This is a genomic window from Halovulum dunhuangense, from assembly GCF_013093415.1.
Classification (GTDB): Bacteria; Pseudomonadota; Alphaproteobacteria; order Rhodobacterales; family Rhodobacteraceae; genus Halovulum; species Halovulum dunhuangense.
The window spans coordinates 2,150,455-2,170,927 of the sequence record NZ_JABFBC010000001.1; the positions used below are offsets into that span (position 1 = coordinate 2,150,455).

The following is a 20,473-nucleotide window of genomic DNA, read 5'->3' on the forward strand; positions in this document are numbered from 1 at the left end:
TGCGGCTTTGGCGCTTCACGGCGGCATTTTCCCAAGGATTCAGGCACAGATACGCATACCAATGCATGCATTGGTATGCCAAAAGGTACGGAACCGAAGGGAAATGGCCAGCCGGGGGCCTGCGGCGTCAGCCCTTGTCGTCGGGCCGCCAGGCGATCAGCAGCGACCAGGCGGCGAAAAGGCCCGCGGCAAGGAACAGCGCCCCCCAGGCGTTTGCCCCGCGCGAGAATTCTACCGCGGCCCAGCCAAGGCAGACCGCGACGATCACCACCCGCCGCCAGAGCGGCCGGTAGAACGGATTGCCGGGGTCCAGGAATTTCATCGCGGGAACGATCGTTGGCCTTGCGGGAAAAGCAAAGGCCCCCGCCGGAAAGGCGAGGGCCCTGATCTCAGCGCGCCCGGGTCACTCGGGAACCACGAGCACCAGCCCGATGCGCAGCGTGTCCGGGTCGCGAAGCACGTCGCGGTTCGCGTCATAGATCCGGCGATAAAGCAGCGCGTCGCCGTAAAGCGCGCTGGCGATGCGACCCAGCGTGTCGCCCGGCGCGATGGTGATGGTGCGGTTCGCGCCATTGCCGGACAGCCGGGCGAGCATCGCCGCGGTTTCCGGATCCAGCGGCACTTCAGGCTCTGCCGCGACCTCGACCTCGACCTCGGCCACCGGCGGCGCCGAGGCGCTTTCGACGGCCTGCACCTCTTCCTGCTCTTCGCGCTGAAGGCGGGCCAGGCGCTCTTCCCGGGTCTCGGCCCCGGCCGCGCTGATGGCGGCAAGGTAATCGACCTGCTGCGCGGGCGCCTCGCGGCGGGTGCCGTAGTTGGCCACGATCCCGGCGCCGTCCAGGCCCCCGGAGGCCGCCAGCAGCGGCGTCGGCGGCAGGCCCTCGTAGCGCTCGTTGTAGGCGAGCGTCAGCACCTCGCCGGCCTGCTCGTTGCTCAGGCCGCCGGCTTCCGCCGCCTCGACGAAGCGCGCGACATTCTCGCGCAGGCGCACCAGCGTCTGCTCGTCGGTGGCGGCGCCGGTTTCAGCGGCGGCGCGGTCATCCTCGGCCAGTTCGGAGAGGGATTTCAGCACCCGGTCCGCATAGAAGCCGATCCGGCGACGGGCGCTTTCGTCCGTCACCGTCTCGAGTTGCGCGACCTCGACACCGGGGCCGGCTGCGATCCGCAGCGGCGCCGGGTCGGCCACGGCCAGCGCGGCCGCGGTGTGGGCCAGGCCCAGGGCGGTGACCGCGGCCAGCGGCGCGATGAAATGGCAGCTGCGGATCCTCATGGCTCAGCCCTCCGTGCCTTCGTTGGGGATCTCGACGGTCAGGCCAAGCATCAGCCAGGACTGCATGCCGCCGCGGTAGTATTTCAGCTTCTCGGCCGGGTAGCCCGCCGCGATCAGGTTCTCGATCGCCTGCGGGGACTGGTCGCACCACGGACCGTTGCAGAACAGCGCCAGGTGCTTCGCATCGTCGAAGTTCCAGCCCGTGCCGCTGCCGGTGCGCACACCGCCCAGAAGTTGCAGGATACCGTCGCGGAACGGGTTGTCGGCACCCGACTGGAACAGCGTGAAGGGCAGGTTGACCGAGCCCGGAATCGTGCCCGCGGCGTACCAGTCCGACAGCCGCGCATCGACCAGATAGCCGGTGCCGGGTTCGACATGGTCGCGGATGAAGTCGAGCAGCTCCAGCTCGCCATAGGTCTCGACGCCCGGCGCCGCGGACATCGGATGGATGCAGAACGGCGGGCAGGCGCGCGAGGTCTTGGCGAAGCTCGGATCCACGACCGCGTTCTGGTCCTGGTTGCGCTCGATCACCATGAAACGCTTGCCGTTGTCGAATTCGAAATACGGCATGTCCTGCGTGATGTTGACATCCTGCGCCGCGGCGACCGTGGCGACAGAGGCGAAAATGGTCGATACACAGACCGTACGCGCCAGACTTACAAATGAATTGAACATGACGGCACCCTTCGTCGGTTGGTATTCCGTTGCGCCCCGAACGGACGCATCCTTTCGGATGTTCCGCCACGAGATGGACGACAATGCGGCGAACAGGATCAGACCTGCCGCAACAAGAAGTAGGCGGAATATGAAGAGATTCCAAAGATTAACTCATGTGAGGGCAAAGAGTCGAAACAGGCTGTCGCGGCTGCGCCACATTCCCGCCACGGTTGCACGGCTGCCGTCAAACTCCCAGGCGGCGCCGCAGCAGGGCCGGATCGGCCCTGAGCGCCGCGCCATCCAGCACCTCGCGCCCCGTCCCGTTTTCCAGAAGGACCGCCCGGTCCGCCAGCGCCAGCACCGTGTCGAGGCGCTGTTCCACCAGCAGGATGCCCACGCCCTGCTCGCGCAGCCCCAGCACCACGTCACGCAGGTCCGCCACGATCGAGGGCTGCAACCCTTCGGTCGGCTCGTCGAGCAGCAGGAACCGCGGGGCGATGCACAGCGCGCGGCCCATGGCCAGCATCTGCTGCTCGCCGCCCGACAGGGTGTCGGCCCGCTGGCCCATCCGTTCGGCAAGGCGCGGGAAAAGCGCCAGCACACGGGCAAGCGCGTCGGGCGGTCCCGGCCGCGCCATCAGCCCGATCCGCAGGTTTTCGGCCACGCTCAATTCGCCGAACAGCCGCCGTCCCTGCGGCACATAGCCGATGCCGTGGCGCGGCACCTGATGGGCGGGCTGCGCGGAAAGCGTCACGTCGTCCAGCAGCACGCGCCCCGCCATCAGCGGCAGCAGCCCCATGATCGCGCGCAGGCTGGTGGTCTTGCCCGCGCCGTTGCGGCCCATCAGGCAGACGATCTCGCCCGGGGCCACTGCCAGGTCCAGCCGGTGCAGCACCCGCTGGCGGCCATATCCGGCGGCGATACCCTCGGCCCGCAGCATCACTCGGCCCCCAGATAGGCCGCCTGCACGACCGGGTCGCGGCGGATGTCCCCGGGCGCGCCCTCGGCTATGACGCGGCCCGCGTCAAGCACGGTGATGCGGTCGGCCAAGCCCATGACGACGCCCATGTTGTGCTCGATCAGCAGGATCGTCGTGCGCGGGATCAGGCTGCGGATCAGGTCCATGAAGCCCGCCACCTCTGCCTCGGCCAGGCCTTGCGTCGGCTCGTCGAGGATCAGCAGCTTCGGGCGCTGCGCCAGGCCCATCGCCACCTCAAGCAGGCGCTGGTGGCCATAGCTCAGATCGCCCGCCAGCTGATCCCCCTGCCCGTCCAGCCCGACCCGCGCCAGCGCCTCGGCAGCCGCCCGCGCCGCCTCAGGCCCGCGCAGGCCCCGGCGCGCGGCAAGCGCCACGTTCTCGGCCACGGGCAGGCGCGGAAAGACCGATGTCACCTGGAAGGTATAGGCCATGCCAAGGGCGGCCCGCCGGTGCGGTGCAAGCCCGGTGATGTCGTGCCCGTCGAAGCGGATGGTGCCCGCATCCGCGGCGATCCGGCCGATCAGCAGACCCACCAGGGTGGTCTTGCCCGCGCCATTCGGCCCGATCAGGGCCCGGATGGTCCCCGGCTCAAGGTACAGATCCACCCCGTCCACGGCGCGCAAGCCGGCGAAGGCGCGGGTCAGTCCGCGCGCGGACAGAAGCGCGCTCATGGCAGCCCCCGCCAGAGCCGCGCGCGCACCAGCCCCGCCATCCCCTGCGGCGCGAAAAGCGTCAGCAGAACCAGCGCCACGCCCGCGACCAGCATGTAGGCGCTGGTGACGCCCGACGCCCAGTCGATCAGGTAGAACATGAAGAGCGTGCCCAGAAACGGACCCACCACCGTGCCCGCCCCGCCCAGAAGCACCCACAGAAGCGGCAGGATCGAGTATTGCACGGTCGCGAAACTCGCCCCGGCATAGCCGAAGAGCAGCGCGTAAGCGGCGCCGGCCGCGGCCGACAGCGTGCCCGAGATCACCACCGCCCCCAGCTTGTGCGCCCAGGTGTCATAGCCCAGAAGCCGCGTGCGTTCCTCGTTCTCGCGGACGGCGACCAGAACCCGGCCGAAGCGGCTGCGCACCAGCCACAGGCACAGCGCCAGCGTCAGGACGAACAGCGCCAGCGCCGCAAGATAGCGCGCGTCCGACTGGCTCAGGTCGATGCCCCACAGGTTGCGCTGGGCGGGCTGGATGACGAAGCCTTCGTCGCCCCGGGTCCAGCGCCCCGCAAGAAGGATCGTCAGGTGCACCGCCTGCGCGAACATCAGCGTCACGATCATGAAGGCGACGCCAACTGTGCGCAGCGCCAGCAGCCCCACGACCAGCGACAGCGTGGCGCCGGCCGCGATGCCCGCCAGAAGCGCGGGGCCGGGCGTCAGGCCCAGATGCCGGATGCCGAGGGCAAGGCCATACATGCCGGCGGCGAAGAACATCGCATGGCCCAGGCTCAGAAGCCCGGTATAGCCGAAAAGGATGTTGTAGCCGATGGCATAGGCCGCCAGCACCATGATCCGGGCCAGGTTGCCGTGGTGGTACTCGGGCAGCAGGAAATGCCCCAGCACGAGCGCGGCGATCAGCCCGCCATGAAGCGCGATGCTGCGCGCCGTCTCGCCCCTCATCGCGCGCGCGCCCCGAACAGGCCCTGGGGCCGGAACACCAGCACCAGCGCCACCAGAAGCGTCGCGATGATCTTGGCCAGCGTCGGCGAGAAGAAGACCGAGACGATGCCCTCTCCCATCCCGATCAGGATTGCCGCGACGATGGTGCCGCCCAGGCTGCCAAGCCCGCCGATGATGACGACGATGAAGGACAGAAGCAGCGCGTCGCCCCCCATCAGGTAATGCGCCTGGCTGATCGGCACGACCAGCACGCCAGCCAGCGCCGCCAGCCCCGCGCCAAGGCCGAAGACCAGCGCATAGACCCGTTCGACCGGGATGCCGAAGGCAAGCGCCATCTCGCCGTCGATCCGGGTCGCGCGCATCACGAGCCCGATGCGGCTGCGGGTCATCAGAAGCCTGAGGCCAAGCAGGATCACGATGGCGGCGGCGATCACGAACAGCTTGTAGGCCGTGACACTCAGCCCCCAGGGCCAGTAGAGCGCCAGCCCCCCCTGGGCCCATTCCACCCAGGGAAGTGCTATGCGCGTATCGAAAGGGGCTGCGACGGGGCGCGCATCTGCGCCGTAGCCCATCAGCGTCGCCTGCTGGAGGATGTAGAGCAGCCCGATGGTCGCAACGATGGTCCGCTCGGGATCGTAGGAGAGGCGCTTGAGCACGCTCATGTCGATGGCGGCGGCCAGCGTGCCGATGCAGAGCGGGGCCAGGATCAGCGCGGCGGCAAAGGACCAGGCCGGCCCCGCGCCGACAAGGTCCGTCACGACCCAGGCCGCCACCGCGCCCAGCATGTAGAATTCGCCATGGGCGACGTTGACGACCCGCATCACCCCGAACACCAGGCTCAGCCCCGACGCCATCAGCGCAAGGACGGCGGCCATCACCGCCCCCTCGATCATGGCGAGCATCAGGTGGGGTCCGAACTCCATCCGCCCTGCCCGCCCGGCTCAGAGCGGCTGGGCGGTGTAGTCCACCTCGTCGGGGTAGAAGCCATCCTTTATGGCGGTCTGGTGCTGCACGACCAGCCTGCCTTCCGTCACGCGGCTGATGAATTGCGGCCCGAAGACCTGGTGCGTGCGCCCGTTGAAGACCTTGGCGCCCTGCGGATGCTCGGCCGAATGGGGCATGTCGGTCATCGCCTCCACCGCCTCGATCAGCGCGGCGCGGTCCTGCGGGCCCCGGTAGCCGCAGGCCTCCATCCCGGCCTTGATGACGTAGAGCGTCTCCCAGCAGCCGAACATGTGCGCATAGGTGGACACGTCGCGCGGATCGTCCACGGATGCGCCGTTCGCGTCCACGCCGACGGCGGCGCGGAACAGCCTGTCATGCTCGGACTGGTCTGCCTGCGCGTAGCGCGGCGCGCCTTCCCAGAAATAGGTGCCCTCGAGGAATTCCAGCCCCGGGCTTGCAAGGTCCACCGCTTCCAGGCTGTCGATGAAGCCGAAGATCTCGGGCCGCGACGGGCCGAAGAATTCGCCCATCTCCTTGACGAAGGTCAGGACGGCGGGGCCCACCATGACGTGATAGATCACCTCCGTCTCGCGCGGGATGCGGGGGAAGTAGCGGGTGAAGCTGGTCTCGGTCGGCGGGATCGCGACAAGGCCCACCACCTCGCCGCCCTGCGCCTTGACCGCATCGGTGAAGAAATCGCGGTGATCATGGCCGAAGGCATAGTCGGGGAAGATCATCGTGACCTTTTTCCCCAGGTTCTGCGTCACCCAGGGCGCCATCGAGATGACCTGGCTTTTCACGTCGGTGATGCCGGGCTGAAGCGTGTAGCGGTTCAGCATCCCGCTTGCGACGTGATGCCCCTCGGAGACGACGAAATAGGGCAGCTTCAACTCGCCCGCGCGCGGGGCGGACCCCACGACGACATGGCTGAAGAGCGTCCCGAAGGCCACGTCGCAGCGGTGCTGGGTCGCGAATTTCTCGACCAGCTCGGCGCCGCGCTTGGGATCGGTGCCGTCATCCTCGGTGATCAGTTCGACGGGCCGGCCGTTGATGCCGCCCTCTGCATTGATCCGCGCCACCGCCGCCTGGCTGGTGCGGTCGTACCAGCGGCCATAGGCGGCGCCGATCCCCGTCGCGTGCTTCTGAAAGCCGATGCGGATGGGTTCCGCCGTCTGCGCCCCGGCGTGGCGCGCCCAGAGCGGCAGGCTTGCCGCCCCCGCAAGCGTGCCGAGCACGGTGCGGCGATCGAGTTTCGGTGTCCGGGATGTGAGATCCGACATGCAGGTGCCCCTTCCTCGCTGGTGGCCGCTCCGCGCCTGACGCAGGGTTACCTGATACTGGCACGCTTCGGGAAATGTCCAGTGCGGCAGATCATTCAAACGCCCCGCGGCGAGGCGAGCAGCCACAGCCCGAACAGCGTGTAGCCCACCATGAAGCCGGCCAGCGGCGCCTGCGCCAGCACCGCGCGGCGGTTGCAGCCAAGCCGGTGCAGCGCGATGGCATGCGACATCAGGATCGCCAGCACATGCCCGCCCACCACGGCCCCGGCCTGCGAAAGCCAGATCGCGCGCACGCTGCCGATCCGGTTGAAGAAGCCCGTTGTCACATGCACATCGCCCTGCGCCAGCGGATCGCGCAGCGCGGCCAGCAGGTACTGCCCCTCGACCAGCAACGAGGGCAGGTAATGGGCCAGGTGATAGCCAAGGGCGATCGGCAGAAGCGCCGGCGCATAGGCGCGCCAGGCCCCGCCGGTTTCGTCCCGCGCAAGCGCCTGCCCGGCACGGATCGCCAGCGCATAGGCTGCGGGCAGCGCGGCGCAGGTCAGCGCAAGCCCGCCCAGGTTCTGCCACAGAATGGCCGAGCGGCCGGGAAACTCCAGCGGGTTCAAGCCCAGCCGCGCCAGCCACCAGAAGGTCTCGTTCAGCCCGTCGAAACTGCCCACGCCCAGCGCAAGGATCATCAGCGCGGCGACGCCCGCGGGGGGCGCGCGATGCCGGATCCAGCGCCAGCCCGGCAGGCCGAGCCGCATCCGCCCGGCACATGGCCCGATGGGCGCAAGCCGGGCATACAGGGTCATCAGCGCCGTCAGCCCCTCGCCCCGGCGCAGCCAGCGCGGGCCGAAAAGCAGCATCAGGGCCAGGTGGAACGCCCAGTATAGAAGCACCATAAGCGCCAGCGTCCCGGGATCGGCGGGCGCGGGATGGGCCAGAAGCACGGCGGCGAAGGCCAGAAAGCCCAGCACCGCGGGCCAGTGGCCAAGCCCGCCCGGCAGGCGCAGCGGCGCGCGCCATCGGCCAAGGCGCGTCAGGACCGCGTGCGGCCCGCTCCATGGCTCGATCCGGCGCCACAGATCGCCCCAGATCCCCTGCCCCGGCACAAGGATCACCCATAGCAGCGTCCAGATCGTCAGCGGCAGCAGGTTGCGCGTCGGATCATGCGGCCCCCACTGTCCAAGCGCCACGAGCCCCAGCAGCAGAACGGCCGACAGAAGGCTTGCCACCCGGCGCCCCGGCAGGCGCGGGATCGGACAGGGCGCGCGCGGCCGGAACAGCGCAAGCGCCACGCGGCCGGGAAGGACGGCCAGAAGCAGCACGGTTGCCGCGACCGCCGCGGCCCCCCCGGCGATGTAAAGATCGGTCGGCAGCAGCAGGACGAAGCCCTGTTCGGTGGCATGGGCATGGACCGGCCGCGACGGCAGCACGAGAAGGATGAGAACGGCGGCCCGTGGACCGGGCGCCCGCCATCCGCCCCAGATGCCCCGCCCCGCCCGCAGGTTCCCCAACGCGATCAGCCGCCGGCCAGAAGTGCGATCCCCGGGATCTCTTCCGCCAGGGCGGCGCGCTGGCGCAGGACATGCGACAGGTTCGAGGCGGCAAGCCGCGCATGCTCGCGCGCCAGCGCCTCGGCGCGGGTGCCCTCGCGGCGGGCGATCGCCTCGATCATGGCGCGGTGCTGGGCCTGGGCCACGAACAGCGAACGGCGCACCGGCGCAAGCGCGGTCTGCCCCTTGAGGAACGCGCTGGGAGAGGCGAGCGGCATCCGCGCCGCGCGCTCCACCTCGCGGATGATGGTGGGGCTGTTGCAGAGCTGTGCCAGCATCGCGTGGAACTGGATGTTGAGATCGGCATAAAGCTCGAAGTCGATCTCGTGCTCGCCGGCGCCAAGCGCCAAGTCCACCTGGTCCAGGACTTCCCCGCAGGCCTGCAAGGCGGCCGGGTCGGCGCCACGCTGCGCTGCGATACGCACGGCCATGCCCTCGATCAGGCCCCGCAGTTCGATCGCGTCGAGAATGTCCGACAGGCTGAAGCTGCGCACCCGGCAGCCGCCGCTGGGATGGCGTTCGAGGAGTCCTTCCTCGATCAGCCGGCTCATCGCCTCGCGCAGCGGCGTGCGGGAAATGCCGATCCGCTGTGACATCCCGATCTCCGAGACGCGCTCTCCGGGTTCGAGCTCGCCATGGAGGACAAGCTCTCTCAACTCCATAAGCGCCTTGGTGTACTGGCTTTTCCTGTCGGACCGAGACATCGACGCCTCCCTCGACGGAGTGGTTAGCCCGATCCGCCCCCGGGCGTCAAACGCCGTTTGCACCGGCCACAGACATTCCCCGCACCGGACCCTGTCCGGCACGGGGATGCCTCTCTCCCGGCGAATTGAACAACGGCTCCGCGGGGCGCGCAAGCGGTTGCGGATGAATTGCAACCAACGCCCGGATCGCGGGCCGTTTCACCATGTGAACCATTATGCAAAGTTCGGTTGTCTATTGTATAATTCAATTTGACCGATCAGTATTCGATCAAGGCAACGCCGTGAAAATCAGGCGCAAGGCGATCACGGTCAGCAGGCCCATGATGATGCGGTCGAAGGTCTGTCTCGACACCCGGCCCGCCAGCCACGCGCCCACCGGCATGGCCATCGCCTGCACCGCCAGCGCGGCCAGTCCCAGCCCGAAGAGTTCCGCGTTCATCAGGTCGAAATGCATCAGCGCCGGCATCTGCACGGCCGAGACGACGGCGAAGAAGATCGAGATGGTGCTGATGAAGACGGTCCGCTCGAGCCGGAGCGCGTTGAGGAAGGTGATCGACACCGGCGCCGAAATCCCCGAGGCGCCCTGCAGGATGCCCCCCAGGAACCCCGCGGCGCCGCCCACCCTTCTGGCGGCGGCGAAAGGCAGCGACCAGTCCGGGCGCATCAGGCGAAAGGCGAGATAGGCCAGCACCACGAAGGCCACGGTCAGCAGCAGCACCTCGCTGTCGAGCCGCGCGAGCAGGACCGTGCCGACCACGACCCCCGCCCCGCCCCCCAGCGCGAAGATCCACACGAAGCGCCAGGGCAGATGCGTCCCGCGATGCGCCCAGCCCTGCCAGATATTCGCAAGCAGGCTTGGCACGGCGAAGATGGCCACGGCCGTGGGCACGTCGTAGAGCATGGCAAGCACGGGGATGACCACGATCGGCGCGCCGGCCCCGGTGGCGCCCTTCAGCACGCCCCCTGCGGCAAAGGCGATGGCGGCGAAGAAGAGTTCATGCAATTCGAAGGACAATTGGGCATTCCCGAAGCGACTTCTGTACTGTCGCCACAATGAGTTGTCCGAACGCGCCGTCCAGCGCAAGTCTCCTGATCTGCATACAGCATGTGTGCCCGGCGCGCCCCGAGGCCGTCGCGGGAACCCGGCGCGAGCGGTCGGCCGATTCTTGCAACCATGAGGGAAGCCGCGCTTTCCTGCGCGCTGTATTTCGCTTGATGTTCGAAATTCGGCGATCCGCCGATGCTAGCGGTATCATCCCGTTCCGATGAACAGGTTCCGGCGTCACGCGACCCCCGAATTGTACACAATCGGCGGCGTGCAGCGCAATTTGGGCGGCATTGCGCTTGCCATTCGGGCCTGAGAAGCCATTATGCACCCCGCTCTATGAGCCGTTACTGGGAGGACAACATGACAAAATCCGAAAAGCCGCTTTCGCGGCGCTCTTTCCTGCGCACTGGCGCGGCCGTCGGTGGTGCCGCGGCAGGAACTCTCGCTGCGCCCGCCGTGCTGGCGCAGGCGCCGCTCGTGGTGAAGATGCAGACCTCGTGGCCGGCGTCGGATATCTGGATGGATTTCGCGCGCGAGTACACGACCCGCGTCGAAGAGATGTCCGGTGGCCGCCTGCAGTTCGACCTGCTGCCCGCAGGCGCGGTCGTGGGCGCGTTCCAGGTGATGGACGCGGTGAACGACGGCGTTCTGGACGCGGCGCATGACGTGCCGGTGTACTGGTACGGCAAGAACAAGGCCGCCTCGCTGTTCGGCACCGGCCCGGTCTGGGGCGGTTCGGCGACCACGATGCTGAGCTGGTTCTACCAGGGCGGCGGTGCCGAGCTCTACCGCGAGCTGACCCAGGACATCATGGGCCTGAACGTCTATGGCTTCATGGGCTTCCCGATGTTCGCCCAGCCCTTCGGCTGGTTCAAGGGCGAGGTGAACACCGTCGCCGACATCCAGGGCTTCAAGTACCGCACCGTGGGCCTTGCCGCCGACCTTCTGCAGTCGATGGGCATGTCCGTCGCCCAGCTGCCCGGCGGCGAGATCGTCCCCGCGATGGAGCGTGGCGTCATCGACGCGTTCGAGTTCAACAACCCGTCCTCGGACCTTCGCTTCGGCGCGCAGGACGTGGCCAAGAACTACTACCTGTCGTCCTATCACCAGGCGTCGGAATCCTTCGAGTTCCTGTTCAACAAGGACTTCTTCGACGATCTGGAGCCGGATCTTCAGGCCATCCTGAAATACGGCGTGGAAGCGGCCTCGACCTCGAACACCGCGACCGCGATGCGCGAGTACTCCTCCGACCTGCGCCGTCTGCAGGACGAGTTCGGCGTCACCGTGCACCGCACCTCGACCGAGATCCTGGACGCCCAGCTTCAGGCCTGGGATGCGCTGATCGCGGATCTCGAGCAGGACGAGTTCATGAAGCGTTGCATGGACAGCCAGCGCGCCTGGGTCGAGCAGGTCGGCTACTACGAGCTGATGAACGCCCCGGATCTGGCGCTCGCCTACGAGCACTACTTCCCGGGCCGTCTCTCGATCTGAGCCCCGCAAATCCTGACCGCGAAACGAACCCGGCGAGGCAACTCGCCGGGTTTCCATCACAAAGGGAACTCCTGGTGAGATGATCGGTTTCATCCGTTTCGCCGACAGCCTGTCGGCATGGTTCGGCAAGGCCTTCGCCTGGCTGATCGTTCTGATGGCAGTGGGCACTGGCTATGAAGTGTTCGTTCGCTATGTGCTCAACAGCCCGACCCCCTGGGCGCTGGATGTGTCCTTCATCATGTATGGCACGCTGTTCATGATGGGGGGCGCCTACACCCTGTCGCGCGGCGGCCATGTGCGGGGCGACTTCCTCTATCGGCTGTGGCAGCCCCGCACCCAGGCCAAGGTGGACCTGGTGCTCTACATCCTCTTCTTCTTTCCCGGAGTCACCGCGCTGATCTTCGCGGGCTGGAAATACGCCTCCCGCTCCTGGGGTTATGGCGAGGTTTCGGTGAACAGCCCGGCGGGCATCCCGATCTTCCAGTTCAAGACGGTGATCGTGGCGGCCGGCATCCTGCTGTTCATCCAGGGCATCGCCCAGGTGTTCCGCTGCATCCACTGCATCCGCACCAACCAGTGGCTGCAGGCCGATGAAGACGTCTTCGAGACCGAAGACCTGCTGATGAAACAGGCCAACGAGGCCGAGAAGGGCCATAATCCATGACTGACCCTCAAGTCGCCCTGACGATGCTGGGCATCTTCATCTTCATGGTGTTCCTGGGCTTCCCGATCGCCTTCACCCTGATGGCGATGGGGATCGGCTTCGGCTACTACGCCTATTTCGACGCCGGGCGCATGTGGCGCGGATACAACCGGCTGGATCCGGAAACCGCCGGATGGTGGGAGTCGACATCCCTGTGGATAGACGGCTTCCTCAACAACCGCATCTTCGACCTGTTCATCAACCAGACATACACGGTGATGAGCAACGAGGTGCTGACGGCGGTGCCGCTGTTCCTGTTCATGGGCTACATCGTCGAGCGCGCGAACATCGTGGACAAGCTGTTCGCCACGCTCAACATCGCGTCCCGCAACGTGCCCGGCTCGATGGGCGTGGCGGCGCTGATCACCTGCGCGCTGTTCGCGACCGCGACCGGGATCGTGGGCGCGGTGGTGACGCTGATGGGGCTGCTGGCCCTGCCGGCCATGCTGCGCGCGCGCTACGACAACAGCTTCGCGTCCGGCATCATCTGCGCCGGCGGCACGCTGGGCATCCTGATCCCGCCCTCGATCATGCTGATCGTCTATGCGGCGGCCTCGGGCGTGTCGATCGTGCGGCTCTACTCGGCGGCGCTGCTTCCGGGTTTCACGCTGGTGGGCCTGTACCTGATCTACGTCATCGGGCGGTCGATCCTGCAACCGTCCATCGCGCCGAAGCCGACCAGGGAAGAAGTGCCCGAAGTTCCCTTCGCCAAGCTGATGGCGATGATCGCAACTTCGTTCTTCCCGCTGGCCTTCCTGATCTTCGCGGTGCTGGGCTCGATCCTGTTCGGCCTTGCGACCCCGACCGAGGCCGCCTCCATCGGGGCGCTGGGCGGGATCCTGCTGGCCTTTGCCTACCGCGCGATGACCTTCCAGCGGATGCGCGAAAGCGTGTACCTCACGGTGCGCACCACCGCGATGGTCTGCTGGCTCTTCGTCGGTTCCTACACCTTCTCGTCGGTGTTCTCCTATCTCGGGGGCGAGCACATCATCTCGGAGTTCGTGCAGGGTCTCGACATCTCGCCGCTGATGTTCCTGCTGCTGGCGCAGCTGATCATCTTCCTGCTCGGCTGGCCGCTGGAATGGTCCGAGATCATCATCATCTTCGTGCCCATCTTCCTGCCGCTGCTGCCGCTGTTCGGGATCGATCCGCTGTTCTTCGGCGTGCTGGTGGCGCTCAACCTTCAGACCAGCTTCCTGACCCCGCCGATGGCGATGTCGGCCTACTACCTGAAGGGGATCGCACCACCCGAGGTGAAGCTGACGCAGATCTTCGCGGGCTGCTTCCCGTTCCTGATCTGCGTGTTCATCTCGATGTTCCTGATGTACGCCTTCCCGCAGATCGTCTTCTACCTGCCGGAGCTGTTCTATGGCCGGTAAGCCGAAGACGGACGCGCTGCTGGACCTGGACGCCTGCACCCTGCGCGACCGGATCGCATCCGGCGCGCTCAGGGCGGTCCAGCTGGCAGAGGCGTATCTGGAACGGGTGAAGGAGCGCGAGCCGCAGGTGCAGGCCTTTGCTTGGCACGACCCCGAATTCGTCATGCACCAGGCGCGGGAGCTTGACCGCTTCCGCGCCACGGGCCGGGCGATCGGGCCGCTGCACGGCATTCCGGTCGCGCTGAAGGACGTGATCGACACGGTCAGGATCCCCACTGAAAACGGCACCGTGCTGGATCAGGGCCGGATCCCCGTGACGGATGCCTTCGTGGTCGCCCAGCTGAAGAAGGCCGGGGCGATCATCATGGGCAAGACGGTCACGACCGAGCTGGCGTTCCTGAGTCCCGGCAAGACCGTGAACCCGCACGATCCCGCGCATACGCCGGGCGGCTCCAGTTCCGGTTCCGCGGCGGCGGTGGCGGCGGGCATGGTTCCGCTGGCGGTGGGCACGCAGACCGGCGGCTCGGTGATCCGCCCGGCCGCCTTCTGCGGGGTGACGGGGTTCAAGCCCAGCTTCGGGCTGATCCCGCGCACGGGCGTCCTGATGCAGTCGCACACGCTGGACACGCTGGGCGTCTTTGCCCGGACACCGGCGGATGCGGCGCTGCTGGCGGACGCGCTGGCGGGCTATGACGCGCTGGACAAGGCGACCTCCATGGACCCGCATCCGCGGCTTCTGGACACCACGCTGACCGAACCGCCCGTGAAGCCGACGCTTGCCTTCGTGCGCCCGCCCGGCTGGGCCGATGCCGAACCGCAGACCCGCGCCGCGATCGAGGAACTGGCCGAGGCGCTGGGCGAACAGGCCTTCTGGGTCGACCTGCCCCCCGCCTTCAACGAGGCGGCGGCGCTGCGCGAGCGGATCAACTTCGCCGAGATGGCGAAGTACTACTACCGCTACGCGCGCCAGGGGCTGGACAAGCTGGCCCCCGTGACGCGCGAGGCCATCGAGAAGGGCAGCGCGATCACCGCGCGCGACTACCTGGCCGCGCTCGACTGGCGCGAGGTGCTCCATGCGGGCCTGGGCGAGATCTTCGAGCGCTGCGATGCGATCGTGACGCCGGCCGCGCCGGGCCCCGCCCCCGAGGGGCTGGGCAGCACCGGCAATGCCATCTTCAACGGGTTGTGGACCTATGTCGGCACCCCTTCGGTCACCGTTCCCCTGCTTCAGGCAGAGAACGGGTTGCCGATGGGCGTCCAGCTGTGCGGGCCGCGGTCGGGCGATGCCCGGCTGCTGCGGACCGCGCGCTGGCTGGTCGGCTGGGCCGCGCAACAGGACGCGTAAGGGAGACGCTGACATGAACAAGCTGATGGCCCTGCTGGCCTTTGCCGTGCTGACCGGCTTTCTGGCGATCCTCGCCATCTGGGTGCCGCGCGTCGACCTGATCGCGGTGATCGCCCTGACGATCGCGCTGGTCGGCTACGACTTCCTGCGATCGGCCCGCGACAAGGGCTGAGCCGAAGTTCAGGGCGGCGCAGGCTGTGCCGCCCTACCCCACCCGCAGGATCGGCCCGCCGGCGGCCTGCGCATCCTCCAGATCATGCGTGACCATCAGGCAGGGCAGCCGCTGCTGCCGCACATGGTCGAGCACCTGCGCCCGGATCTGCGCCCGGAGCGCCGCATCGAGGCCGGAGAACGGCTCGTCCAGCAGCACCGCCCGCGGTTCCGACAGCAGCATCCGCATCAGGGCGACCCGGGCGCGCTGCCCGCCGGACAGCGTGGCCGGGTCGCGGTCGGCAAAGCCCGCAAGCCCCACCTCGCTCAGCGCCGCCCCGATCCGTGCGGCCCGCGCCGCGCGCCCCTCGATGCGGGGATGCAGCCCGAAGGCCAGGTTCTCGCCCACCGAAAGATGCGGGAAGAGCAGGTGATCCTGGAACAGGATGCCGATGCGCCGCGCCTCGGGCCGCAACCCCGACAGGTCGTGCCCGTCGATGCGCACCTGTCCCGCTGTCTCGAACTCGGGCGCAAGCGTTCCGGTGACAAGCGCCAGCAGGCTCGACTTGCCCGAACCCGACGGCCCCATGACGGTCGTCACCTCTCCCGGCCGGATCAGCGTGTCGAGCGAGATCAGCGCCCGTCCCCGCAGGTTGATCCGCACATGATCCAGCCGCAGACCCGCCTCAGCCATGTCTCAGCCCTCGCCGGTTGCGGAACACCAGCGCCGGTATGGCCAGCGCCAGGCCGAAGGGCAAGAGCGCCAGCAGCGTCTGAAGGATGCCGAAGACACCGATCGCCCGCCGGTCGCCGCCCGCGGCCAGCGCCACCGCCTCGGTCGTCAGCGTACCGACCCGCCCGCCGCCGATCAGCAGCGTGGGCAGGTACTGGCCCACCGACACCGCCATCCCCACCGCCGCCGCCGTCAGCACGGCGCGCAGCAGCATCGGCAGCCGCACGCGCCACAGAACCCCCGCAGGCCCCGCGCCAAGACTGCCCGCGACCACGGCGTAGCGCCGATCCCAGGCCCGCCACGGGTCCGACAGCGACAGGAAGACATACGGCAGCACGAACACCAGATGCGCGGCGATCACCGGCAGGACACCCTCCGCCCCGCCGATCCCCAGCAGGAAGAACTGAAGCCCCGGCAGGAATGCCGCCTGGGGGATCAGCAGCGGCAGGTACAGAAGCAGCAGCGCCCCTTGCCCCGGACGCGCACCGCGCCGCGTCTCGGACTCGAGGCAGCCGATGGTCAGGACCAGCGCCAGCGCGGTTGCGATCACGGCGATCAGGATGGTCTGCGTCCCGGTATCGGCCAGGGTGGAGCCGTGGCGCATCCAGCTGCGCAGGGTGAAGCCCTCCGGCAGAAGGTCGGGATAGGACCAGCGCGCGGCCAGCGACCAGACCCCCAGCGCCACGAGGCCAAGCAGCACGGCAAGCGCCGAGCCGGCGCCAAGCGCGAGCCCCGCGCCGCGCGCCAGCGGATCGATTGACAGGCCCCGCCGCCCGGCCGCGATACGCCGCCGGCCGAACCGGGCAAGCGCCCGCTCGCCCAGCCGCCAGAGCAGAAGAGCGCCCAGCACCAGCGCCAGTTGCAGAAGCGCCGCCGCCGCCGCGCATTGGCGCATGGTCAGGTCCGGGTCGTTCATCCAGCGCAGGATCTGCACCGAAAGCGTGGGCGGCGTGTTGGGGCCCAGGATCATCGCCACGTCCACCACCGACATGGAATAGGCCAGCACCACATAGACCGGCAGCCGGATCTGCGCATAGACCGCCGGGAACACCGCCTTGAGCCAGCCATTGACCCGGCCATAGCCCAGCGAACGGGCAACCGTCAGCCGCGCGTCCGCCTGCGCCTGCGGCAGGGCGGCAAGCGTCATCAGCAGCAGGAACGGCACCTCCTTGGCGACCAGCCCCGCGACCAGGCTCAGACCCCAGGGATCCTGCAGGATCAACAGGTCGGGCGGCTGCTCCCACCCGGTGGCCCAGGGCGAGACGCTGCGCACCAGCCAGCCCGAGGGGGCGATCAGGAAGGCAAGCCCGAAGGCGGCGGCGGCATGCGGCACCGACAGAAGCGGCGACAGCAGCCTCTCGATCAGGCGAAAGGCACGGGTTCCCGCAAGACCCGCGACCAGCAGCACGGTCACCGCCAGCGCAAGCGACGTGGCCAGCAGCCCGGTGGTCACGCTCAGCCTGGCGGCCTGCGGCAGCCCGGGCCAGTCGAACACCATGCCAAAGGGCGCAAGGCCGAGCGTAGTCGCGCCGACCGAGGGCATGTAGCCGATCGCCGGCAGCAGCGTGAACAGAAGGCCCGCGGCCACGGGCCCGAGCATCAGGAAAAGCGTCAGGCCCGGCACCCATGCAAGGCGGGCGGGCCGGCGCGGGCCGCCCCGGGACGCCGTGCGCTCTGCCCCGACCAGCGTCAATCCCGGCTCACTGCACCACGCCGTAGCGGGTGATCCAGTCCTGCTCGATCCGGGTCATCCAGCTCGGATGCGGCTCGGCCTGCGCAGGCCCCAGTTCCGCGGGGCTGAGCGTGGCGATGCCCAGGTCCAGCGCGGCGAAGGCGGCGCGGTCCGCCTGCGCCAGCTTGTCCATCGCCAGCACCGTGCCGTAGCCCAGGATGGCGGGATCCTGCGCGCGCAGCTGCGCCTCGGGCGAGAGAATGAAATCGGCCACCACCATCGCACCGGCCTTCGCGCCGGAATTGTAGGGGATGGCAAGAAAGCTTGCATTGCCCAGCGTGCCCTTGTCGAGAACGAAGGTCCGGGCGGTTTCCGGCAGCTGGAAATTCGCGATGGCCGCCGTCGCCTCGCCCGGGCTGAACGAGATCGCCAGGTCCACCTCGCCGTCCGAGATCAGTTCCAGCTGGCGCGGCCCGGTCTGCGGATAGGCCCGCCCCTCGCGCCACAGAAGCGGCGTCAACGCGTCCATGAACTCCCAGAGCGGCGCGGTCACGCCCTCGTAGTCGGCCTGGTCCACCGGCGCCTGCAACGGTGCGGGATCGTCCATCAGGTCGATCAGCGCCTGCTTGAGAAAGGTCGAGCCAAGGAAATCGGGCGGCTGGGGAAAGGTGAAGCGCCCCGGATTGGCGCGCGCCCAGTCGAGAAGTTCCGCCATGGTGCCAAGCGCATCGGGCATCCGCGCGGTGTCGTGGATGAACACCACCTGCGCCATCGCCCAGGGGCTTTCGTAACCTTCCGTCGGCACGGTGAAGTCGGTCAGCACCGTCTTGCCCTCGACATCGACATATTGCCAGTTGGGCAGCGCCTGGGCGAAGGGGCCGAACAGAAGCCCCGCCTCCTTCATCGAGGCGAAGTTCGCGCCGTTGATCCAGACGAGATCCACCGCCCCGTCGTCGTCCTGGCCGGCCGCGCGTTCGGCCAGCACCCGGCTGACCGCCTCGGCGGTGTCCGAGAGCTTCACATGCGCAAGCGTGACGCCGTATTCGCCGGCCACCCGGTCGCCCACCCAGGCGATGAAATCGTTGGTCGTGGTCGAGCCGCCCCAGGCGTGCCAATAGACGGTCTGGCCGCGCGCCTCTTCCAGCACCGCGTCCCAGTTCGCGGGATCGGGATCGGCCAGCGCCGGCAGCGCCGAAAGCGTCATCAGGGTCGCAAGGATCTTCTTCATTCATCCTACCTGTCGTTGGGGCCGCGCCCCGATTTCATTCCTTCGGTGCCTGGTCGGCAAAGAGCTTGCGCGCCAGCAGCAGCCGCGAGGCGGCGGTCACGAAGCAAAGCGCACCAAAGGCCCAGGCCAGCGGCGCGAACCAGCCCGGAGCGAGGCACAGCGCCACGAAGAACAGGATCGTCTCTGTCCCCTCCAGCAGCCCGCCGGTGAAATAAAGCGATTTCACCCCCCGCGCATCGGTCCGCATCCGCCTTTTCTCCGCCAGCACCGCAAAGCCCAGGAAGCTTGCGCCGTTGAAATAGAAACTGGTCAGAAGAAACGCGCCGGCGGCGGCGTTGGTTTCAGGATCGGCCCAGACAAAGGCCATGGGCACCGCGCCGTAGAACAGGAAATCGCAGGCGATATCCAGGTAGCCGCCGAAATCCGTGCGCCGCGTGGCCCGCGCGATGGCGCCGTCCAGCCCGTCCGCCAGCCGGCCGAGCAGAAGCGGCAGCAGCGCCAGCGTGAACCAGCCCAGCGCGATGAACCCCGCCGACAGAAGCCCCAGCGCCAGCCCCGCCAGCGTTACCGCGTCCGCCCCCACCCCGCGCCGCGCCAGCGCCCGGCCCAGCGCGTCGAGCGGCGGGTCGATCAGGCGGCGTGCGGCGGCATCGAGCATCGGCATTTCCCGGAACGTGGCCCGATGGTTGTCGCGCGGGGCGCGGGAAAAGGCAATTTCCCCTACGCCAAAGTGATGCGGGTTCAGACCGTCTCGGGCGTGTAGATGGCGCGGCTGTCCTCGACGAAGGCGTGCATGTCCAGCGGCCAGCACGCGCGCGGCCAGCGCAGTTCCATCAGCCCTTGCGCGGGGCGGTACACGGCGGTGTAGAGCGTGCCGAACCCCTGCGCGAAGGCCGAGGAATAGAGCGGCGGCTTCAGGAACGCGCCGATGAACTTCTCGACCGGCTCCACATGCAGGGTCAGGCGTTGCAGCAGGTAGCGCTCGCGCTCGACCGTGGCGGTAAAGCGGGCGTGGCTCATCCACTCCACCCGTTCCTGGTGGTTGGTGGCCACCGCGGCATGGGTGATCTGCGCCGGGCGGTCCGGCCCCATCAGCGCCGTCAGGAAGCGGCGCTTCCTGTCCACGACCGTCACGTTGTAGCTCATGTGGGTGGGGATGCGCGCCAGCGCGCGGCCGGCCTCTTCCGCCGTCTCGCAGGTCTGAAGGACATAGCGCAGGATCAGCGGCACGCCGAAGCCGTCGCCCACCACGCGCCGCCCGCCAAAGGTCAGCGACACGGCAAGACCCGCGTCGTTCATGCCGTCGACCAGCCCCCACAGCCCGTCCGAGGTGCCCAGCACCGTGCGCCCCTGCCATTCGGTGCGCATCACGAGGCTGTCGAAGGCGGTGGCGCTGTAGTCGTAGTTGCGCACCAGCACCGGCTCTTCGCCGGGCCAGATCGCCTGGCTGCACCCCGACAGGTAGGGCGGCGGGCAATGGAAACTGAGAAACCGCGCCGCATGGTCCGAGCCGCCCGCAAGCGCGCAAAGCTCTTCATAGAGCGGCAGGATCTCGGGCATGTGGGCGCGCAGGGCCTGAACCCCGTCCCAGTATGTGGGGCGGGCATCCTCGCCCTCGCGCAGCCACCAGCGGTGATAATCGGGCCAGTATTCGTGGAACAGCGCGGCCCATTTCGGGCCGGGCTGCGCCTCGTCCACGGCCCGCCAGTGCATCTTCATTCGGCCCCCATGGG

21 protein-coding genes are annotated in these 20,473 nt (G+C 68.3%); 5 read left to right on the forward strand and 16 right to left on the reverse strand.

Annotated features, from left to right (window positions below; genetic code table 11):
- Nucleotides 1–127 precede the first annotated feature (127 nt).
- The 11 genes from HMH01_RS10415 to HMH01_RS10465 all read right to left on the reverse strand — a co-directional run bounded on the left by HMH01_RS10415 (nt 128) and on the right by HMH01_RS10465 (nt 9,994).
- Complete coding sequence (locus tag HMH01_RS10415) at nt 128–322, reverse strand: DUF3329 domain-containing protein (protein WP_171325039.1); 195 nt, start codon at nt 320–322, stop codon at nt 128–130.
- Between the two features lie 81 nt (nt 323–403).
- A complete protein-coding gene (locus HMH01_RS10420) occupies nt 404–1,270 on the reverse strand; it encodes a LysM peptidoglycan-binding domain-containing protein (RefSeq protein ID WP_171325041.1) in 867 nt (288 codons plus the stop codon).
- A 3-nt stretch (nt 1,271–1,273) separates the two neighbouring features.
- Nucleotides 1,274–1,945: a rhodanese-like domain-containing protein gene (locus tag HMH01_RS10425; protein WP_171325043.1), complete on the reverse strand. Its 672-nt coding sequence runs from the start codon at nt 1,943–1,945 to the stop codon at nt 1,274–1,276.
- A 226-nt stretch (nt 1,946–2,171) separates the two neighbouring features.
- Nucleotides 2,172–2,867, reverse strand: coding sequence for an ABC transporter ATP-binding protein (locus HMH01_RS10430; protein WP_171325045.1), 696 nt, complete (start codon nt 2,865–2,867; stop codon nt 2,172–2,174).
- Entirely contained in the window at nt 2,867–3,577 is a 711-nt protein-coding gene (locus tag HMH01_RS10435; protein ID WP_171325047.1) for an ABC transporter ATP-binding protein, read from the reverse strand. The genes HMH01_RS10430 and HMH01_RS10435 overlap by 1 nt, the downstream gene beginning before the upstream one ends.
- Nucleotides 3,574–4,521, reverse strand: a complete 948-nt coding sequence (locus tag HMH01_RS10440) for a branched-chain amino acid ABC transporter permease (RefSeq protein ID WP_171325049.1) — start codon at nt 4,519–4,521, stop codon at nt 3,574–3,576. Before HMH01_RS10440 ends, HMH01_RS10435 begins: the two co-directional genes overlap by 4 nt.
- Nucleotides 4,518–5,444, reverse strand: coding sequence for a branched-chain amino acid ABC transporter permease (locus HMH01_RS10445; protein ID WP_171325051.1), 927 nt, complete (start codon nt 5,442–5,444; stop codon nt 4,518–4,520). The genes HMH01_RS10440 and HMH01_RS10445 overlap by 4 nt, the downstream gene beginning before the upstream one ends.
- An 18-nt stretch (nt 5,445–5,462) precedes the next feature.
- The gene (locus tag HMH01_RS10450; protein ID WP_171325053.1) at nt 5,463–6,746 is read right to left on the reverse strand and encodes an ABC transporter substrate-binding protein; all 1,284 of its coding nucleotides are present in this window, start codon (nt 6,744–6,746) and stop codon (nt 5,463–5,465) included.
- Between the two features lie 95 nt (nt 6,747–6,841).
- Entirely contained in the window at nt 6,842–8,248 is a 1,407-nt protein-coding gene (locus HMH01_RS10455; protein ID WP_246237313.1) for a hypothetical protein, read from the reverse strand.
- 5 nt (nt 8,249–8,253) lie between these two features.
- Complete coding sequence (locus HMH01_RS10460; RefSeq protein ID WP_171325055.1) at nt 8,254–8,991, reverse strand: GntR family transcriptional regulator; 738 nt, start codon at nt 8,989–8,991, stop codon at nt 8,254–8,256.
- Between the two features lie 268 nt (nt 8,992–9,259).
- Entirely contained in the window at nt 9,260–9,994 is a 735-nt protein-coding gene (locus tag HMH01_RS10465) for a sulfite exporter TauE/SafE family protein (protein WP_171325057.1), read from the reverse strand.
- A gap of 405 nt (nt 9,995–10,399) precedes the next feature.
- On the opposite strand from HMH01_RS10465, the gene HMH01_RS10470 reads away from it, so the two are divergent.
- The 5 genes from HMH01_RS10470 to HMH01_RS10490 all read left to right on the forward strand — a co-directional run bounded on the left by HMH01_RS10470 (nt 10,400) and on the right by HMH01_RS10490 (nt 15,129).
- On the forward strand, nt 10,400–11,530 hold the full coding sequence (locus HMH01_RS10470) for a TRAP transporter substrate-binding protein (protein WP_171325059.1): 1,131 nt from the start codon (nt 10,400–10,402) through the stop codon (nt 11,528–11,530).
- 79 nt (nt 11,531–11,609) lie between these two features.
- Nucleotides 11,610–12,194 (forward strand): TRAP transporter small permease subunit, encoded by a 585-nt coding sequence (locus tag HMH01_RS10475; protein ID WP_171325061.1) that lies wholly within the window; start codon nt 11,610–11,612, stop codon nt 12,192–12,194.
- Nucleotides 12,191–13,612: a TRAP transporter large permease gene (locus HMH01_RS10480; RefSeq protein ID WP_171325063.1), complete on the forward strand. Its 1,422-nt coding sequence runs from the start codon at nt 12,191–12,193 to the stop codon at nt 13,610–13,612. Before HMH01_RS10475 ends, HMH01_RS10480 begins: the two co-directional genes overlap by 4 nt.
- Complete coding sequence (locus HMH01_RS10485; RefSeq protein ID WP_171325065.1) at nt 13,602–14,957, forward strand: amidase; 1,356 nt, start codon at nt 13,602–13,604, stop codon at nt 14,955–14,957. Before HMH01_RS10480 ends, HMH01_RS10485 begins: the two co-directional genes overlap by 11 nt.
- A 13-nt stretch (nt 14,958–14,970) precedes the next feature.
- Entirely contained in the window at nt 14,971–15,129 is a 159-nt protein-coding gene (locus HMH01_RS10490) for a hypothetical protein (RefSeq protein ID WP_171325067.1), read from the forward strand.
- Between the two features lie 33 nt (nt 15,130–15,162).
- Here HMH01_RS10490 and HMH01_RS10495 read toward each other — a convergent pair whose 3' ends face one another.
- The 5 genes from HMH01_RS10495 to HMH01_RS10515 form a co-directional block, all read right to left on the reverse strand.
- Nucleotides 15,163–15,801: an ATP-binding cassette domain-containing protein gene (locus HMH01_RS10495; RefSeq protein ID WP_171325069.1), complete on the reverse strand. Its 639-nt coding sequence runs from the start codon at nt 15,799–15,801 to the stop codon at nt 15,163–15,165.
- Complete coding sequence (locus HMH01_RS10500) at nt 15,794–17,440, reverse strand: ABC transporter permease (protein WP_171325344.1); 1,647 nt, start codon at nt 17,438–17,440, stop codon at nt 15,794–15,796. The genes HMH01_RS10495 and HMH01_RS10500 overlap by 8 nt, the downstream gene beginning before the upstream one ends.
- Nucleotides 17,441–17,540: 100 nt before the next feature.
- The gene (locus HMH01_RS10505) at nt 17,541–18,740 is read right to left on the reverse strand and encodes an ABC transporter substrate-binding protein (RefSeq protein ID WP_171325071.1); all 1,200 of its coding nucleotides are present in this window, start codon (nt 18,738–18,740) and stop codon (nt 17,541–17,543) included.
- 34 nt (nt 18,741–18,774) lie between these two features.
- On the reverse strand, nt 18,775–19,398 hold the full coding sequence (locus HMH01_RS10510) for a CDP-alcohol phosphatidyltransferase family protein (RefSeq protein WP_171325073.1): 624 nt from the start codon (nt 19,396–19,398) through the stop codon (nt 18,775–18,777).
- 83 nt (nt 19,399–19,481) lie between these two features.
- A complete protein-coding gene (locus tag HMH01_RS10515; protein ID WP_171325346.1) occupies nt 19,482–20,453 on the reverse strand; it encodes a C45 family autoproteolytic acyltransferase/hydrolase in 972 nt (323 codons plus the stop codon).
- Nucleotides 20,454–20,473 lie beyond the last annotated feature (20 nt).

Coding starts and splice junctions, on each gene's coding strand:
- HMH01_RS10485 (WP_171325065.1), top strand. CDS start 13,602: ATGGCCGGTAAGCCGAAGACGGACGCGCTGCTGGACCTGGACGCCTGC.
- HMH01_RS10440 (WP_171325049.1), bottom strand. CDS start 4,521: ATGAGGGGCGAGACGGCGCGCAGCATCGCGCTTCATGGCGGGCTGATC.
- HMH01_RS10445 (WP_171325051.1), bottom strand. CDS start 5,444: ATGGAGTTCGGACCCCACCTGATGCTCGCCATGATCGAGGGGGCGGTG.
- HMH01_RS10425 (WP_171325043.1), bottom strand. CDS start 1,945: ATGTTCAATTCATTTGTAAGTCTGGCGCGTACGGTCTGTGTATCGACC.
- HMH01_RS10505 (WP_171325071.1), bottom strand. CDS start 18,740: ATGAAGAAGATCCTTGCGACCCTGATGACGCTTTCGGCGCTGCCGGCG.
- HMH01_RS10460 (WP_171325055.1), bottom strand. CDS start 8,991: ATGTCTCGGTCCGACAGGAAAAGCCAGTACACCAAGGCGCTTATGGAG.
- HMH01_RS10415 (WP_171325039.1), bottom strand. CDS start 322: ATGAAATTCCTGGACCCCGGCAATCCGTTCTACCGGCCGCTCTGGCGG.
- HMH01_RS10515 (WP_171325346.1), bottom strand. CDS start 20,453: ATGCACTGGCGGGCCGTGGACGAGGCGCAGCCCGGCCCGAAATGGGCC.
- HMH01_RS10480 (WP_171325063.1), top strand. CDS start 12,191: ATGACTGACCCTCAAGTCGCCCTGACGATGCTGGGCATCTTCATCTTC.
- HMH01_RS10495 (WP_171325069.1), bottom strand. CDS start 15,801: ATGGCTGAGGCGGGTCTGCGGCTGGATCATGTGCGGATCAACCTGCGG.
- HMH01_RS10470 (WP_171325059.1), top strand. CDS start 10,400: ATGACAAAATCCGAAAAGCCGCTTTCGCGGCGCTCTTTCCTGCGCACT.
- HMH01_RS10490 (WP_171325067.1), top strand. CDS start 14,971: ATGAACAAGCTGATGGCCCTGCTGGCCTTTGCCGTGCTGACCGGCTTT.
- HMH01_RS10450 (WP_171325053.1), bottom strand. CDS start 6,746: ATGTCGGATCTCACATCCCGGACACCGAAACTCGATCGCCGCACCGTG.
- HMH01_RS10510 (WP_171325073.1), bottom strand. CDS start 19,398: ATGCTCGATGCCGCCGCACGCCGCCTGATCGACCCGCCGCTCGACGCG.
- HMH01_RS10500 (WP_171325344.1), bottom strand. CDS start 17,440: ATGCTCGGGCCCGTGGCCGCGGGCCTTCTGTTCACGCTGCTGCCGGCG.
- HMH01_RS10435 (WP_171325047.1), bottom strand. CDS start 3,577: ATGAGCGCGCTTCTGTCCGCGCGCGGACTGACCCGCGCCTTCGCCGGC.
- HMH01_RS10420 (WP_171325041.1), bottom strand. CDS start 1,270: ATGAGGATCCGCAGCTGCCATTTCATCGCGCCGCTGGCCGCGGTCACC.
- HMH01_RS10430 (WP_171325045.1), bottom strand. CDS start 2,867: ATGCTGCGGGCCGAGGGTATCGCCGCCGGATATGGCCGCCAGCGGGTG.
- HMH01_RS10475 (WP_171325061.1), top strand. CDS start 11,610: ATGATCGGTTTCATCCGTTTCGCCGACAGCCTGTCGGCATGGTTCGGC.